The organism is Streptomyces sp. NPDC056222 (genome assembly GCF_042264065.1).
GTDB lineage: Bacteria > Actinomycetota > Actinomycetes > Streptomycetales > Streptomycetaceae > Streptomyces.
Map to the genome: position 1 here is coordinate 1 of NZ_JBHJTL010000133.1, position 16,985 is coordinate 16,985.

The window sequence follows — 16,985 nt, forward strand, 5'->3', positions numbered from 1 at the left end:
CCCACATCGGGGGGTGGGGGGGGCGGTTTTTTTTTAATCCCACCCCGCCCCCCCCCGGGGCGCCCCGCCGGGGCGCCCCCGGGCCCCCGCACCACACGCCTGCGACACCCGGCGCGGCGCTCCACGCCGCGGTCCGACGGTCGGGTTCGCTACGGCCGCCCGTGCCAGGTGCCACAGGGCGGCGACAGGGTGCGTCGGTGTGCCCCGGGCGGCGAACGTCCGGGCCGACCGGGATCGGCCAGGGGCCGGCCGGCGGCATTGCCCCGCGTCAGTCATGCGGTGGGGCGAGATCGCCGCGCAGCCGCCGGGCACGAAGGACCAGCTCCAGTTCGAAGCGGCGGTCCGGGTCGTCCAGGTCCTCGCCCCACAGCTCACGGAGCTGCCTCAGCCGGTAGCGCACGGTCTGCGGGTGGACTCCGAGCCGGGAGGCCACCTCCGGGGCACCGCCCCGTGTCTCCAGCCAGGCCAGCAGGGTCTCGGCGAGACGGTGGGTGTGGGCCGGGCCGCCCGACTCGTCCAGCTGCGCCAGCCGCCGCCGCGCAAGATCGTCGATCAACTCCCCTGCGGGCAGCAGCACCAGGGCTTCGACGTGCTCGGCGCAGTGCAGGAGCCGCCCTCGCGGCAGCAGATCCTCCTCGATCATCCCGACCGCGGCCTCGGCCCAGCGCAGCGACGTCACGGCCTCCGCCAGGGGAACCGACGGGCCGATCGCTCCGGACCAGCCGGCCACCGCCTGATGCAGCAACTCCGCGCGACCGGGGGCGTCCGGGTCCGGCACGACCAGGCGCGGCTGCTCGCCCTCCATGTCGAGCAGCACCCCGTCGCCGACGGCGGGGGCGACAGCCTCCAGGGCGGGGCGAAGCAGCACGGCGACCGCCACCCGTTCGGGCAGTTGCCAGCCCACGTCGGCCGCGCGGTCGGCGAGGAGGGCGGACGGGTCCGTGCGGTGCTCGGCGAGCAGGAGATCGACGAGAAGTCGTTGCCGGCGCAGCCGCTCTCCGGCCTGGCGGGCGACGGCCTCGGCGTACCCGCGTACCGACTGGGCCACCATGACGTCGAGGTACTCGAACGCGGACTCGGCGAGTTCGTACATGGCCGCGGACGGGATGTCGACCTGCTGCCCGATCTCCGCCATGCGCCGCCAGGAAAGGCGCACGCCCAGCCGGTAGATCCCCTGCAAGGAGTCCAGGCTGCGCCCCTGCGCGACCTCGCTGCGCCCGAAGTCCTGGAACATCTCGGGGAGGGCGCGAGGCCGGTCCGACCCCGTGGTCATCTGCTCGACGAAGAGCTCCAGGGCGTGCCGGATGGCCACCAGGGCCTTCGGCTCTCCGGACTCGTCGGCGATGAACACCAGACCCGGATGGTTCCGTCGGATCTCGGCCAGGATGTCCTGTGCCAGCTCGGGGACCTGCGCCAGGGCGCGGTCGGCGAACTGCTGAATCCGTTCTTGTGGCACGTCGTGCCACGCTGACGACGCTTCCACAACATCGCTCCTGGATGTCCGGTCCACATGCGCTCGGTCACCGGCCCGCCTCTTCACAACCTAGCCCGCGCCGGAGCCCGGCGTGCTGGTCGTCCCTGGGGCGGGTGGTTCGGGGAACGTGACGAGCGGCACATTCTGCTGCTCGGGTGTGGCGTCGAGAGCGGCGACGATTCCGAAGGCGGCGCCTGCGGCCAGAACGGCGGCGGCGATGCAGGTCAGGAAGGCGGCGAACAGTCTGGGCATGAGGATGATCGGCCTCTCAGTCGATGAGGTCTGTCACCCAGCGCGCCGGCCCGGTCCGGCGCGGTCAGTATGCGAGGCGCGTTGACAGAAGGTCAAGGGCCGCCTACTTTCGCCGTTCACCGCCACTGTTACTCCTGGGTAAGTCGTTCGTCCCCCCGGACAGGCCGCAATCCGTGCGTGTGGTTCCTTCCCGCGCAGCCCATGAGCCCCTCGCATATCGCACCCGTATCGGAGTACTCGTATGCGTCGTTCAATATCCCCTTTGTCCCTGATTCTGCTGGGTTCCGGAGTCTTTCTGCTGGTACTCACCCAGCTCCTCGTCTGGTACGTGGAGCCACGTGCCAAGCGCACTCCGACCGATGTGAACTCCACGACGGTCTTCCGTGGGCAGGGCAGCTACTTCGACACCGGGTCCGTCGCCACCGTGGACGACCAGACGCTCACGATCACCCGCAAGGTGCTGGGGAACGTGGCCGAGAGCGAGCGCAGCGGAAACGCGATCTGGGACGTGTCGACCCAGATCGATACGCCGAAGACGCTGCCGCTCGCCGACCCGCGGAAGTCCCTGCAATGGAGCACCGAACGCTGGGTGACCGACCGTCGGACGAACCTCCCGGTGCACTGCTGCGAGGAGAAGCCCGGGTTCGAGGGCGAGGCCTACCTGAAGTTCCCGTTCGACGTCGAGAAGCGCGCCTACACGTGGTGGGACAGCACCCTGGGTGCCGCCGTGCCGCTGGAGTTCGACGAGGTCACCAAGGTCGACGGGCACGAGGGCTACCGCTTCGTCGGCACTGTCGAGGCCACCGCGACCGGCACCCGCATGGTGCCCGGCGTGCTGGTGGGCAGTTCGAAGCCGGGCCAGGTGCTGGCCGAGGAGTGGTATTCCAACGCGAGGATCGAGCTGACCGTGGACCGGCGAACGGGTCGGATCATGAACGCGGTGATCGCGCCGACCAAGACGCTGCGGGCCCCGGGTTCGCAGAAGGACGCGGTCACCCTGCTGTCCAGCGAGCGGCTGGAGTTCACCGACGCGACCCGGCTCGAACAGGTGAAGCTGGCCTCCGAGGACGGCAGCCGGCTGAAGCTGCTGGGCGAGACCGCGCCCCTCGGGGGCGGGGTCCTGGGCGGCCTGCTCGCCGCCGTCGGCGTCGTGCTCCTGATACGCGGCCGTCGACGGCCGGAACACTCAGAAGAGTGATAAAGCGCCGCAGGACCTGCGTCCCGAACTTGTCACCGGGCTGAGTAGCCGGAACGACTTGTCGAACGAAGACTGACGTTACCCCCGAGTAAGAGCAAGGTTGCCGGTGTGAGCGTGCTCCCACCCTCAGGAGTCCGCCATCGGCAAGGCGCTGAGACGGCCGCACCTCCACCGTCCGCGCCGCGGTACCCGCAGCACACGCAGTACCCGCAGACAGAGCCAGCCCAGCGCTTCATCCCCGGAAGCCCGGCAGTCCCCCCACCCGCCTGCCCCCACCCGCCTGCCTCCCGCAGCCGCCTTCTTCCCCCACCCGCCTGCCTCTCGCAGCCGCCGAGTTGGAGCACCTCTATGCCCCAGCGCGCGTCCGCTCTGGCCCTCGGCCAGAAGGACTCCCTCTCCGTCCCCACTCAAGTCCGCACCGGCAGCCATGTCGCCGACTCGCTCGCCGCCGACCCGCACGTCGGATCTCCTGGGACATCCCCACCGCGTCGGATCACCTTTCTCGCCCGCCGTGACCTGGCCAACCAGGCCGCCGGCGGATCGGAACTGCTCATCGACCGGATAGCCGACGGCCTGACCTCCGGCGGCCATGAGGTCACGCTCGTGTGCGGCGGCCCGGCCGCCCAACGCGACTACCGGGTGGTCTCAGCGGGAGGTGACGCCGGTCACTTCCTGCGCGCCAAGTCGACCTTCGCCCGCGAGGTCGGCGACTGCGACCTGCTCGTCGAAGTGTGCAACGGCATGCCGTACCTGGCGCCGCTGTGGCACCGCGGACCAACGTTGTGCCTGGTCAACCACGTGCACACGGATCTTTGGCAGATGCGTTACCCGGGCCCGGCGGCACGGCTGGGACGCAGGCTGGAGCACTGGGCACTGGCCGGCACCCACCGCGACAACCTGATGGTGGCCGTCTCCGAGTCGACCGCCTCCGAGCTGCGCGACATCGGCGTGGCCGCGGACCGCATCCGGATCGTCAACAACGGTGTCGAAGACCCCGGCCCGCTGCTGCCCGAGGCCAAGGAACCGCTGTTCCTGGCCGTCGGCCGACTGGTGGAGTACAAGCGCATCGACCTGCTCCTCAGACTGTGGGAGCGGGTCCGCCCCGTCACCGGTGGCCGACTCGTCATCGTGGGCGACGGCCCCGAACGGTCACGCCTTGAAGCCATGGCCGGCCCCGGTGTGACGTTCACAGGCCGGGTGTCGGACGCCGAGAAGCACCGGCTGATGTGCGAGGCGTGGCTGCTGCTGCACCCCTCCCTCGTCGAGGGCTGGGGGCTGGTCGTCACCGAGGCGGCCGCCCGGGCCACCCCAGCGATCGGATTCGACATACCCGGGCTGTGCGACTCCGTCGAGGACGGGGAGACCGGGGTGCTCGCCCGGGGGGAGAGTTCGTTCGCCGCTGCGTGGTGCGCCCTGTCTCTCAGCACCGAGCGGCGCGCGGCCCTCGGACGTGCCGCCGTGCATCGCGCCAAGCGCTTCCGCTGGAGCGCGACGGTCCGTCAGTTCCAGGCGGTCGCCGCCGAGGCCGTGGCCCGCGCCGCCACCCCGGGACGCGGCAGGAGCGGCCGTGGCTGAGATCACCGAACGCGAATTCAAGGATCCGTCGCTGAAGAGATCGGCCGCCCTCTTCCGGGCGTTCATGCGCGAACCCAGCGATCCCGAACGGTGTTACACCCTGCTGGCCCGCGACTCGGTCGCACAAGTGGCACGGCACATCGACCTGCCCGGCAAGATCGTCGTGGACATCGGCGGTGGCAGCGGCCACTTCACCGAGGAGTTCCGCCGCCGTGGCGCGCAGAGCTACCTCTTCGAGCCCGACCTGCGGGAGCTGAGCGCCCGCGGCCCGGTCACCGAGGGCGCGGTGCTCGCCGACGGATATCTGCTGCCGCTCGCCGACGGGGCGGCGGACGTCTGTTTCTCGTCCAACGTGCTGGAGCACGTGTCGGACCCGCAGACGTTCATCAGCGAGATGGCGCGGGTCACCCGTCCCGGCGGACTGATCTACCTGTCGTTCACCAACTGGCTCTCCCCCTGGGGAGGTCACGAGACCGCGCCGTGGCACTACCTCGGGCCCGACCGCGCCCGCGCACGCTACGCACGGCGCACCGGCCGCGAGGCCAAGCACACGCTCGGCGAGAACCTCTTCCCCGTCCACATCGGTCCCACCCTGCGGCACGTCCGCGGCCGCGACGACGTGCAGGTCGTCACCGCGCGCTCCCGTTACTGGCCGTTCCTCGCGAGCACGATCACCCGGGTGCCGGGACTCCGCGAGATCGCCACCTGGAATCTGCTGCTGATTCTCAGGCGAAGCCCATGAGTCTGCGAAGCGAGGAACGGTCATGACCACTACGGTCCAGGCGCCCACCCGGGCGCCGCAGCCCGGCCCGACGCCGTCGGAGGCGCTCGGCGAGCCGCGCGGACGACGCCTGCTGTTCGGCTTCTGGGCCGTCGTGCTGGTGTCGTTCCTCGCGGTGTCACCGGGGAAGACGACGTTCGAGACCAAGCTCGGCGTCGCCCTCGACCCCTGGCGCTTCCTCGGCGACCTCGGTTCGCTGTGGAACGGCAACGTGGGCCTCGGCGGCATAGCCAACCAGTACGTCGGCTACGCCTTTCCCGCGCTCCCTTACTACGCGTTCATGGACCTGCTGCGGGTTCCGGTGTGGCTGGCCGAACGGCTCTGGCTGTCGATCATCGTGACCGCCGCCTTCTGGGGCGCGCTCAGGCTCGCCGAGCGGCTGCGCGTGGGGACACCCGCGTCCCGGGTCGTGGGCGCGGTGGCGTACGCGCTGTGGCCCACCTTCACGATCGTCATCGGATCGACGTCCGCCGCCGCGCTGCCCGGCGCCCTGCTGCCCTGGGTGCTGCTGCCGCTGACCTCCGCGACGCTGAGCCACCGGATGGCCGCCGCACGTTCGGCCCTGCTGATCCCCTTCATGGGTGGCGTGAACGCCGCCTCCACGTTGGCCGCGCTGCTGCCCGTGGGGCTGTACCTGCTCAGCCGCCCGCCCGGCCGGCGCCGCCGCGCGCTGCTGGGCTGGTGGATACCGGGAGTTGCGCTGGCCACCGTCTGGTGGGTGGTGCCGCTGCTCCTGCTCGGCATCCACGGCGAGAACTTCATGCCGTACGTCGAGCAGGCCGACACCACCACCGCCACCATGTCCGCGACCGAGCTGCTGCGCGGCGCCGGCAACTGGGTGGCCTATCTGAACTTCGGTGAGGCATGGCTGCCGGCCGGCTGGGCCGTCGCGACCTCCGTCGTCACCATCCTCGGTTCGGCGTTCGTCGCGGCGCTGGGTCTCGCGGGCCTGGCCCGTCGGGACCTGCCGGAGCGCCGCTGGCTGCTGTTGACCGTGCTGGCCGTCGTCCTGATCACGCTCGCCGGGTACGGAGGAGCCTTCGGCGGTCCGTTCCACGGTGTCGTCCAGGACTGGCTGAACGGGCCGTTGAAGCCGTTCCGCAACATCTACAAGTTCCAGCCGGGACTGGCCCTCGCGCTCGCGCTCGGACTGGTCCATCTGACGGCCGTGCTGTCCGAGAGCAGAGGTTCCCACGCACTCCGCGGTCGGCGCTGGGTGCCTGCGGCCGCGGCGGTGCTGGTACTGCCCGGCCTGGCGCTCCCGTACGTCAACGGCTCGATCCTGCAGCCCGGGGCGTTCACCAAGCTGCCCACCCACTGGGAGAGCGCCGCCGGCTGGCTCGAGGACAACGCCCCCGACAGCCGCGCACTGGTCGTCCCGGCGACGGCGCACGGCATCTACACCTGGGGTTCCCCCATCGACCAGCCGTTCGACGTGCTGGCCGAGACCCCCTGGGCACAGCGTGACTTCGTCCCCTTCGGCACTCCCGGAGCACGCCGCATGACGGACGCCGTCGAGCAGGCGCTGCTGTCCGGCACCGAGGTTCCGGGCCTTCGGGCGTACCTGGCGCGGGCCGGTATGCACGAGGTGGTCGTCCGCAACGACCTCGACCCCGACCAGATCGGCTATGTCCCGCCTCAGACGGTGAAGCGGACCCTGGAGTCGTCCGGCTACCGCAAGGTCGCCGGGTTCGGCCCGCTGGTGACCGGCGGACGCATCGCCGCCGACACCCCGCTCCAGGTGCAGGGGCTCTACCCGCGGCTCCAGGCCGTGGAGATCTACGAGCCGCAGGACCGCGACGGGAGGCCCGGCAGGGTCGGTGTCTCGGCCGTGGCCGACACGGCCGTGGTCAGTGGCGGACCCGAGTCGTTGCTCCAGCTGTCCGCCGATCCCTCGATGGCCGAGAGGCCGGCCGTACTGGCCGGGGACGGGCTTCCCCAGGGCGTGGTCGCACCGGTGAAGGCGGTCGCGGACGGGCTGCGCCGAGCCGACACCCGGTTCGGCCTGGTCAACAACAACACCTCGTACACCTACACGGCGGACGAGCGCAATCACTCCGGCAGCCTGCAGAACCCGGGGGAGAAGCCCAAGCAGATCCTGCCGTCGGAGGGCACCGACCACCAGACGACGGCGGTGCTGCGCGGTGCCGAGTCCGTGACGGCTTCCAGCAGTGGCAACTGGCTGTTCCACCAGCCGCAGTACGACCCGGTGAACGCCTTCGACGGCAACCCGGACACCGCGTGGGCCGAGGGCAGCCCGGGCAGGCCGGCCGGCCAGTGGCTCAAGGTCGAGTTCTCCCGGCCGACCGACATCCCGGCCTCCGTCCAGCTGACGCCCCTGCCGGGCGACGCCATGCGCGCGGCGCCCACGCAGGTGCGGATCGAGACCGGCCGCGGTTCGGCCGAAAGCCCGCTGCAGACGAACGGCCTGCCGCAGACCGTCAGGGCTCCGGCCGGCGAGGCGTCCTGGATGAAGATCACCGTCGTTGCCGCGCAACAGGCACGACCGGGCCTGTCCGGGGCCGGCTTCTCCGAGGTGTCGATCCCGGACGTGCAGGTGACGCGCATGTTGGCGCTGCCTGCCGACGCGGAGCGCACCGACGCGGAGACGACCGTGTACTCCCTGCACCGGGGCACCGACGCGGGCGGTCTGTCGCCCGTATCGGCCGAGGTGGGACTGCACCGGCGGTTCAGCACCCAGGAATCGGGCGAGTACAAGGTGTCGGCGCGAGCCGTCGCGGTGCCCGGCGGCCCGTTGGACGAGCTTCTGGACCGTTCGGCCCCCGGATCGAAGAACCGGCTGACGGCCTCCGTGGACTCCACCAGCCGCAACGGCTCGTCACTCAGCGCCCGCAACCTGGTCGACGGTGATCTGACGACCGCCTGGATAGCGGGCGACCGGCCGGTCGTCCACCTGAGCTGGCCCAAGAAGACGAAGATCGACGAGATCGTCCTCGCGTCGGCGGGCGGGGTGTCCACCCGGCCCGAACAGGTGATGATCAGCTCCCCGGGCGGCGCCGCCGTGGCCGACGTGGACGAGAACGGGCGGGCCCGATTCCCGGCGATCGAGACGAACCGGCTCGACATCACCATCAGCAGGGTCGCCCCGCTCACCGTCCACAATCCGGTGGCGAACGCGCAGTTGCAGCTGCCGGTCGGGCTGAGCGAGGTGCATGTTCCCGCACTCGCCGATCTGCGGGTGCCGCCGCCGAAGCCGTCCGCGCGCTTCTCGCTGCCGTGCGGCAAGGGCCCGGACCTCGCTGTGGGCGGTGTCCTGCACAAGACGACGGCCTCCGGACTCGTCCGGGACCTCACCGAGCGGCGCCCCGTCACCGTCGCCCTCTGCGCGGGGGAGGAGAAGGACGGCACCCTCGAACTTCCGTCCGGCGACCACGAGGTGGAGGCGGGTGACGCGGGCCCGCTGGCGATCACCGACGTCACGCTGACCCGGGGCACCCCGCAGAAGACGGCGGGAGCGGCGGGTCGCGAGGCCACCGTCACCAGGTGGACCGACGACAGCCGGACCGTCTCGGTGTCGGCCGGCTCCGGCGGGGCCGCGTACCTGCGGACCTTCGAGAACGCCAACGACGGCTGGAAGGCCACGCTCGACGGCACGGAGCTGGAGCCGGTGCGCCTCGACGGCTGGCAGCAGGCCTGGGTGATACCGGCCGGGGCGTCCGGCACGGTGACCATGGAGTTCGAGCCCTCCGGGCCGTACAGGACAGCCCTGATCGGCGGTGCGATCGCGCTCGTCGCCCTCGTCGCCCTGGCCTTCGTGGGCCGTCGGCGCCACGCCGGTGGAGCCGACGAGAGGCTGCCCGAACCAGCGGCCCCGGGGATGCTGCTCGGGACACTGGCGCTGACCGCGGTCGTCGCGGTCGCGGCGGGGCCGGTGGCTCTGGTCGTGCCCGTACTCGCTGTGGCGGCGCGGATCCGGCCGGCCCTTCTGGTGCCGACCGCGGCGGCGGCGATGGCCGGAGCGGGCCTCGTCGCGGCCGTGGGCGCCGGGGAGCCGGTCGCCGCAGGGGAGGGCGCGTTCAGCGGCCTCGCGCAGGTGCTCGCGCTTGTGGCCCTGGCAGCCGCCCTGGTGACGGCGGTGAGGCCGGAGTCCGTGGCCGCCGGGCGTGGGCACGGCGACGGACATGAGGACCACGACGATGCCGACACGCCGCAAGCCGGACCGGTCGTCACGGCCAGGCCGCGAAGCACCGGTGACGGGCACCGGCCCGAGCCGCCCCTCTGGCGGCCCGAAGGCGGTGGCCCCTCGTGATCGCGCCGTGGACCGCCGCCGGGAGGGGAACCGTGCCCCCTCCCGGTACGGTCCGGATTCCCTTTCCGACCGTCGACGAGGTGTCGCGGCACTGCCTCAGTGACGACGAACCGGAGAGCGTACACATCGAGGTTCATCTGCCCGGACGGCTGGACGAGGCACGGCTGCGGGCCGCCTTCCGGAGGGCGCTGCTGGCGCACCCCAGGGCGCTGATGCGGGAAGTGCCCGGCCGTCGGCACCGCCGGTCCTTCGCGTGGGAGCTGACCGATCAACCGGACATCGACCCGGTGAGCCTCGTGGGACGGGGCCCCGACGCGTTGGCCAGGGCCCGGGCCCGCGCCCTGAGCGAATGCCCGCCGCTCACCCTGTCGCCGCCGATGCGCCTGGAAGTCGTCGAGGTGACCGGGCGAACGGCCGCCCCCGAGCCGTCGGCGGCGGGTGTGGCTTCCGGGACCGGGACCGTGCTGCTGCTGACGATGCATCACACGGCCCTCGACGCGGGGTCGGGGCTGCGGGTGCTCGCCACGACCGCCGAACAGTACGGCGGTGTGGCCGGCCTCCCGGTCACCGGGCGGGTCCGGCCGGGGCGCTCGGGTCCGGCTCCGAGCGGGACCGACGGCACCGGCCACGCCCTACGTGCGCGTCCCGTACGCGTCGCTCCGGACTCCCGCCCCCGGCCGGTACGTGCCCGCGCCGTGGGCAACGGCATGCTGCAGGCGGACCTGCCCGTTCCACGGCGTGCGGCGCGGAACGGGGGCCTCGAGCCCTGGACCGTCAACGACCAACTGCTGGTCGCCGCAGCGCTGATGGTGGGCCGCTGGAACGCCTCGCAGGGCAGGCCGGCCGGTCCGGTGAGGATCACGATGCCCGTGGACGACCGGCCGCGCGGCACGGAGATGCCGATGGGCAACGGAACCCGCCTTGTCGAGGTGGCCATGACCTCCGAGGACCCGCGCGACACCGACCTGCTGCTCGGTGAACGGCCGGACCCGGCAGCCGTGACACGGTTGCTGCGCACCACGGCTCGGCGTACCCGCGCGCTGAAGTCGGCCCATGGCGCCCCTCTGGGTGCCGGGGCGAGTCTGCTGACCGCACCGCTGCTACCGGTCGGCATCCGGGGCGTGCTCACCCGTGGCGCACGGCGGGCGGCGGCGTCCTGGACCTCGACGGCGCTGGTCACCAACATCGGACGCGTGCCGTACGAGCTGGACTTCGGCGACGCCGGCCGGGCGACAGCCGTGTGGTTCTCCGCACCGGCGCGTATGCCGCGCGGGCTGAGCGTGGCGGCGGCTTCCACCGGCGGGCGACTGCATGTGACGCTGCGCTGGTCACGGGCGCTGCTCGGTGACGCGGCCGGTGCGGATCTGGTGGGCTTGTTCGAGGAGTCGCTGTCGGCGACGTCTCTCACCCCGGCCGGGGAAAACGCTCCGGGTGCGGGGCCGGGAGCCCGCATCCGGGAGGCGGCCGCCACCGCCGCGGACACCCACGCCTCCGCGGCCCGGGATCACACCCGGAGCCCGGGCGGGCCGTACCGCCGCGACACAACGCATCCCGACTCGACACCAGGTGGAGCCCGCTCCACCCACGACAGCTGGAAGAGGCCGTCATGACCCTCTCCACCAGGGGCTCCGCAGCAACCGGGAAGTCGCCCGAGGCGGCGGTGACTTCGCCGGGCCGACCGGTCCCCGGGCTGCGGGACTTCTACGAGAACCCCGCCGTTCCCGTCGCCTCCGGGGAAGCCCGGACACTGCGTCAGGCCCGGATGCTGGCCGATGCGCTCGGCCCCGTGGGGCCCGGCCGCCCGGCCGCGACCGTGCTCGACGTGGGCTGCGGGGACGGCTCGGCCGGCGCGACCGCGGCCCACGTCCTGGACGGGCACCGCGTCGTGGGGATCGACTGGTCGCAGGACGCGCTGCTCCGGGCGGCCACGCGCCTGAGCCAGGTGGTCCGCGGCGAGCTCACCGGCAGTGGTCTGCCGTTCGCCTCCGGCAGTGCCGACGCCGTGCTGTTCAGCGAAGTCGTCGAGCACCTCGTCGACCCCGACAGTGCACTCGACGAACTGCACAGGGTGCTGCGGCCCGGTGGGCATCTCATGCTCTCGACGCCCAACCTCGGCGCTTGGTACAACCGCGCCCTGCTGCTCGCCGGAGTCCAGCCGGTGTTCTCCGAGGTGAGTCTGCGCCGTATCCACGGCAGACCGGGCAGGGAGGTGGTGGGCCATCTGAGGCTGTACACGGCGCGTGCGCTGCGCGAGTTCGTGACGGCGTCCGGGTTCGAGGTGGTGTCGGTCGCCGGTGCGCCGTTCCACGGAGTGCCGCGGCCGCTCCGCCCGCTGGACCGTCTGGCCTGCGGGCTGCCGTCCCTCGCCTCCATCCTCCTCGTGCATGCGAGAAAGGTGTAGCCGGTGGTGTGGGGTGTGATCGCCGCACTGGTGGCGAACGTCCTGTACAGCACCGGCTTCGTCCTGGAGAAGCGGGCGCTCGCCGGCATGCCGCGGCTGAGCGCCGCACAGCCGGGCCGCGCCCTGATCCTGCTGGCCTGCAGGCCCTTGTGGATCTGCGGGGCCATGGCGCTGGCCCTGGGGTTCGCCGCGCAGCTGGCCGTCTACCGCACACTGCCGATCGCCGCCGCCCAGGGCTTGTTCCTGTCCGGCCTGGTCCTCCTGCTGGTGCTCTCGTCGGTGGTGCTCGGTGAGCGCCCCTCCGGCCGTGAGCGGCGTGCGGTGGCCGTCATCGGTCTGGCGCTGGTGATGGTGGTGGCCTCGCTGTACGGGACCAGCGAGGAGATCAGCCGCAGCGCGCCCACCGGCATCCTGCTGGCCCTGTGTGTCCCGACGCTCGCGGCCGGGCTGGTGCTGTACACGGCCGCGGAGCGGCGCGCCCGCCGGCGCCATCGGCAGCCGACCACCGGAGTGGCCTATGCGGTCGCGGTCGGTCTGATCTACGGCGTCAGCTCGCTGGCCATCAAGGGCGTCTCCGGGCATCTGGACACCTCGGACCTCCTGGGCTCCGTGCCCGTCCTGTTCGCCTCCCCCTACCCGTACCTCCTCCTGCTGACAGGGGTCGGCGGACTGGTGCTGTCGCAGACCGCGCTGCAGCGCTGCCGGGCGTCACTGATCGTCCCGGTGTGCACGACGGTGACCTGTGTGTTCACGATCGTGAGCGGCACGATCGCGTTCGACGAACCGCTGCCCGACGACCTGTTGCGGCTGTTACTGCGTCTCGGCGGCACCGCGCTCGCACTGACGGTCCTGCTCACCCTGCCGCGACACGACGCGGACACCCCCACTTCCGAAGGAGCCCGGTCATGAACCCTGACAACCCGCTGCTGAAGATCCTCGCCTGCCCGCTCGACAAGGGCCCGCTGATCCTCGACGAGACCGGGGGCGCCCTCTACAACCCGCGCCTGCGCCGCCGCTATCCGATCGTCGACGGCGTTCCGCAACTGCTTCCCTCTTCCGGCGTGCCCGCCGTCGAGGAGGAACCCGCGGTCGAGAACAAGCACGACGTGTCCGCCGGACCATCCGACTCCGTTGGCCGGGACAGAGCTTGAGCGCGGTCGGGTTGTCGTTACGGAGATTGACGGACACGAACAAGGACGACCCGCTGAGCTTCCTGGGCCGACCCCTCGGTGAGCGGACGCGCTCCGAATGCGCCGTCTCTGACGTCGGGGCGTGTCGGCAGGCGTCGAGAAATGTGCTGCCCACCCCATCCGGAAGGCCGCTCGGTACCGAAATAGGGGCGTGAGAGGACAACCGATCCACGGCCGCGGCCCCCCTGGGCGGCGGCCGGTGGGAGGAGCACGTCATGAACACCACGTTCACCCGACGCCGCGCTTCGGCCGCGCTGTCCGCCGTGGCTCTCGCGGTCTCGTTCGGAGTCTTTGTCCCGCAGGCGTCGGCCGACGTCGGCAACGCTCCGTTCGGCCCGGGCTGCGCCTCGGTGCCGAAGGAGGGGGAGGGCTCGGTCGACGGCATGGCCGACGACCCGGTGGCGACCGCCGCGTCGAACAACCCCGCTCTGTCGACCCTGGCCGCCGCCGTCGAGAAGGCCGGCCTGGTCGACACCCTGAACAATGCGGAGGACATCACGGTGTTCGCGCCGACGAACGACGCCTTCGCCAAGATTCCGAAGGCGGACCTGGACAAGGTCCTCGCCGACAAGGCCACGCTCACCAAGATCCTCACCTATCACGTGGTCGACGAGCCGGTGGAGAAGGCGGACCTCGCCGACGGATCGTTCAAGACCCTGCAGGGCGGCACGCTGACCACTGACGGGTCAGGAGAGGCGTACAAGGTGAACGACACCGCCTCCATCGTCTGCGGCGATGTGCGCACCTCCAACGCGACCGTGCACACCATCGACACCGTGCTCATGCCCCAGTGAGGAAGGTGGCAGGCCCGGGGTCCGGCTTCGACCGGGCGCCGGGCACGCGGACGTCGGACCGCAGGGCGTCGAGCAGCGCGTGATGCCCGTCGCTGATCGGGCCGATGCCGCATGCGTGAACGGGCGGGTCCACCAGGGGTGCCCAGGTGCGGGGACGCCGACCGGAGGGCGGCTGATTCCGTGTTCCTTCCGACGTCCGCATAGGCTGGCCGTGTGGATGACGGGCATGCGGAGACGATCGAGACGGATACCGGGAGCAGGGCCGATCTGCAGAAGTTCGGGGTCGCTCTGCGGCGGACCATCGGTGAGATGAACCGCCTGGTCCATGGCTTCGCTTCGACCGAGAGCCTGCACCCCACCGACGTCCATGCGCTCTCGTTCGTGCTCGACAACCCCGATACGGCCACCCCGGGGCTGTTGCGGGAGCATCTCGGCCTGACATCCGGCGCGGTGACCGCCTGCCTCGACCGTCTGGAGAAGGCCGGCCACATCCGGCGCAGCAGGGCCGACGACGACCGGCGAGTGGTACGCATCCACTACGTCCCGGGAGCCCGAGCAGTCGCGCGGGCCTACTTCATGCCGCTCGCGCAGGCGGCGGATCGTGCTCGCGGCCATTTCACAGCGGACGAACTCGCGGTCGTTCTGAGATATCTGGACGCGCTGAACGAGGAGCTCGGCGAGTTGCGCGTTCCCCGCCGCTGACGCAGCCGTGTGCGGTTCGCCCGGCCGGCATCTCCTCCAGGGGCACGTTCGGGTCGACGAAGTACCACCAACGCGCCCGACCGCCCCAGCGATGGGCGACGCTCGCTTCTTGATGGCTGCATCCGTGTCGTACCGGTGCGCGGAAGGCGGGGTGTTGGCCGCTGATCGGTGTGGGGCGCGGGAGCCCCGGATGCCCTGACTGTCGGTGCCCGAGATGGTCCATGCTTCAATCTATCTTGATCATTGAGATTGTTGACTGTTGAGAGACATTGGAGTGTTCATGTCCACACCCCTGCGGTGGGCGAGCAGACTGCTGCCGCTGCTCGTGCTGGTCGTCTGGCTCGCCATCGGGGGCGGCCTCGGCCCCTACGCCGGCAAGCTCGGCGAGGTCGCGACCAACGACCAGGCCGCCTTCCTGCCCCGCAGCGCGGAGTCGACACAGGTCCTCCGGGTTCAGGAGGCGTTCCGCCAGGAGAAGACCCTTCCGGTCCTGATTCTCTGGACCGCCGAGGGCGGAGATCGGATCGATCCGTCGGCACAGGCGGCCGCCACCCGGGCCCTGTCCTCCCTGAAGGGCACCGCAGGCGTGGTTGGCACGCCTTCCCCGGCCTTCCGCTCCGAAGACGGCGAGGCGCTGCGAGGAATCGTTCAGCTCCGCACGGACCTCGGCGACGAGCTGCCCGTGACGCTGGAGGAGGTCGACGCCGCGGTCTCCGTCGTGCCGGGGACCGAGGTGTGGCTGGGCGGTCCCGCCGTCACGCAGGCGGACTTGGGTGACGCGTTCGCCGGCATCGACGGTCTGCTCCTCGTCGTCGCCCTCGTGACCGTCCTGGTCATCCTGCTCCTGGTGTACCGGAGCGTCCTGCTCCCGCTGATGATCATCCTTGGGGCGGTGTTCGCCCTCGGTCTGGCCTGCGCCGTCGTGTACGTCCTGGCCGATCACGACATCGTGCGGGTCGACGGGCAGGTGCAGGGCATCCTCTCCATCCTCGTCATCGGCGCCGCCACGGACTACGCCCTGCTGCTCGCCGCCCGCTACCGGGAGGAGCTCGGCTCGCGGGACGGCGACTCCGTGGCGGCCATGCGTGCCGCCCTCAAGCAGTCCTTCGGACCGATCGTGGCCAGCGCCGCGACCGTCGCGCTCGGCCTGCTCGCCCTCCTCTTCAGCGATCTCACCAACAACCGGGCCCTCGGCCCCGTCGGCGCCATCGGCATCGCCTGCGCCGTGCTCAGCGCCGTGACATTCCTGCCCGCCGTCCTGGTCCTCCTCGGCCGGGCCGCGTACTGGCCGGCCCGCCCCAAGGCGAGCACCGGTGACGACGCACACCCCGTGTGGCGCAAGGTCGCGGCGCTCGTCGACCGCGCACCGCGCAAGGTCTGGGCCGGCTCGCTCGCCGCCCTGCTCGCCTGCGCCGCCTTCTCCTTCACGCTCGATTCCAAGGGAGTGCCGCTCGACGAGATCTTCGTCAAGGACGCGCCCTCCGTCGCCGCTCAGGTGCGTCTGAGCGAACACTTCCCCGCCGGTGCGGGCAACCCCGCCGTCGTCATCGCGGGCGCCGGTGCCGCCGAGAAGGTGCGCACCGCCGCCGAGGGTGTCGACGGAGTCGACTCCGCGGTTCCTTTCGCCGCACCGGGTACCGCGCAGCCGCTCGTCGCGGACGGGCGCGTACGGATCGACGTCACCCTCGCGGATGCCGCGGACTCCGACGCCGCCAAGGACACCGTCGCCCGCCTGCGTACCACCCTCCACGCCGTACCGGGCGCGGACGCGCTCGTCGGCGGCTACACCGCCCAGCGGTACGACACCCAGGTCACCGCCGAACGGGACAGGAAGCTCATCGTCCCCGTCGTGCTGGGGATCATCCTGGTGATCCTCGTCGGTCTGTTGCGTTCCCTGCTGCTGCCCGTGCTGCTCGTGGCGACGGTCGGGCTCAACTTCCTGGCCACGCTGGGCGTCGCCGCCGTTGTCTTCGAGCACGTCTTCGGATTCACCGGAACCGACTCCGCGGTACCTCTGTACGGATTCGTCTTCCTGGTCGCCCTCGGCGTCGACTACAACATCTTCCTCATGTCGCGGGTGCGTGAGGAGACGGTGCTGCACGGCACGCGCGAGGGCGTGCGCCGAGGGCTGGTCGCCACGGGAGGAGTCATCACCTCGGCCGGTGTCGTCCTCGCCGCCACCTTCGCCGCGTTGGGGGTCATCCCGCTGGCCTTCCTGGTCCAGATCGCCTTCATCGTCGCCTTCGGCGTCCTGCTCGACACGCTGGTGGTCCGGTCGCTCCTGGTTCCGGCCCTCGTCCGGGACATCGGTCCCGCGGTCTGGTGGCCGGGCTCGCTCCGGCACCGCC

The 16,985-nt window shown here is 71.5% G+C and carries 13 protein-coding genes; 11 read left to right on the forward strand and 2 right to left on the reverse strand.

Going from position 1 to position 16,985, the window contains the following annotated elements:
* Positions 1 to 268 precede the first annotated feature (268 nt).
* Together ACFC0D_RS35695 and ACFC0D_RS35700 are read right to left on the reverse strand one after the other, a co-directional pair.
* Complete coding sequence (locus tag ACFC0D_RS35695; RefSeq protein WP_376445451.1) at positions 269 to 1,456, reverse strand: PucR family transcriptional regulator; 1,188 nt, start codon at positions 1,454 to 1,456, stop codon at positions 269 to 271.
* A gap of 87 nt (positions 1,457 to 1,543) precedes the next feature.
* Positions 1,544 to 1,726, reverse strand: coding sequence for a hypothetical protein (locus ACFC0D_RS35700; RefSeq protein ID WP_376445454.1), 183 nt, complete (start codon positions 1,724 to 1,726; stop codon positions 1,544 to 1,546).
* 241 nt (positions 1,727 to 1,967) lie between these two features.
* On the opposite strand from ACFC0D_RS35700, the gene ACFC0D_RS35705 reads away from it, so the two are divergent.
* The 11 genes from ACFC0D_RS35705 to ACFC0D_RS35755 form a co-directional block, all read left to right on the forward strand.
* Complete coding sequence (locus ACFC0D_RS35705) at positions 1,968 to 2,924, forward strand: DUF3068 domain-containing protein (RefSeq protein ID WP_376445456.1); 957 nt, start codon at positions 1,968 to 1,970, stop codon at positions 2,922 to 2,924.
* 348 nt (positions 2,925 to 3,272) lie between these two features.
* Positions 3,273 to 4,499 (forward strand): glycosyltransferase family 4 protein, encoded by a 1,227-nt coding sequence (locus tag ACFC0D_RS35710; RefSeq protein ID WP_376445459.1) that lies wholly within the window; start codon positions 3,273 to 3,275, stop codon positions 4,497 to 4,499.
* 64 nt (positions 4,500 to 4,563) lie between these two features.
* Positions 4,564 to 5,241 carry a class I SAM-dependent methyltransferase gene (locus ACFC0D_RS35715; protein WP_376445481.1) on the forward strand — a complete coding sequence of 226 codons (678 nt, stop codon included), beginning with the start codon at positions 4,564 to 4,566 and terminating at the stop codon, positions 5,239 to 5,241.
* A 22-nt stretch (positions 5,242 to 5,263) separates the two neighbouring features.
* Complete coding sequence (locus ACFC0D_RS35720; RefSeq protein WP_376445462.1) at positions 5,264 to 9,550, forward strand: alpha-(1->3)-arabinofuranosyltransferase; 4,287 nt, start codon at positions 5,264 to 5,266, stop codon at positions 9,548 to 9,550.
* Positions 9,547 to 11,160 (forward strand): condensation protein, encoded by a 1,614-nt coding sequence (locus ACFC0D_RS35725; RefSeq protein WP_376445464.1) that lies wholly within the window; start codon positions 9,547 to 9,549, stop codon positions 11,158 to 11,160. Before ACFC0D_RS35720 ends, ACFC0D_RS35725 begins: the two co-directional genes overlap by 4 nt.
* On the forward strand, positions 11,157 to 11,951 hold the full coding sequence (locus ACFC0D_RS35730) for a class I SAM-dependent methyltransferase (RefSeq protein ID WP_376445466.1): 795 nt from the start codon (positions 11,157 to 11,159) through the stop codon (positions 11,949 to 11,951). The genes ACFC0D_RS35725 and ACFC0D_RS35730 overlap by 4 nt, the downstream gene beginning before the upstream one ends.
* Positions 11,952 to 11,954: 3 nt before the next feature.
* A complete protein-coding gene (locus tag ACFC0D_RS35735) occupies positions 11,955 to 12,860 on the forward strand; it encodes a DMT family transporter (RefSeq protein WP_376445468.1) in 906 nt (301 codons plus the stop codon).
* Positions 12,857 to 13,102, forward strand: coding sequence for a Trm112 family protein (locus ACFC0D_RS35740; RefSeq protein WP_376445470.1), 246 nt, complete (start codon positions 12,857 to 12,859; stop codon positions 13,100 to 13,102). The genes ACFC0D_RS35735 and ACFC0D_RS35740 overlap by 4 nt, the downstream gene beginning before the upstream one ends.
* A gap of 254 nt (positions 13,103 to 13,356) precedes the next feature.
* On the forward strand, positions 13,357 to 13,935 hold the full coding sequence (locus ACFC0D_RS35745; protein ID WP_376445473.1) for a fasciclin domain-containing protein: 579 nt from the start codon (positions 13,357 to 13,359) through the stop codon (positions 13,933 to 13,935).
* A gap of 213 nt (positions 13,936 to 14,148) precedes the next feature.
* The gene (locus ACFC0D_RS35750; protein ID WP_376445476.1) at positions 14,149 to 14,637 is read left to right on the forward strand and encodes a MarR family winged helix-turn-helix transcriptional regulator; all 489 of its coding nucleotides are present in this window, start codon (positions 14,149 to 14,151) and stop codon (positions 14,635 to 14,637) included.
* A gap of 280 nt (positions 14,638 to 14,917) precedes the next feature.
* Positions 14,918 to 16,985 (forward strand): MMPL family transporter (locus ACFC0D_RS35755; protein WP_376445478.1); only part of this gene is annotated, 2,068 nt, incomplete at its 3' end.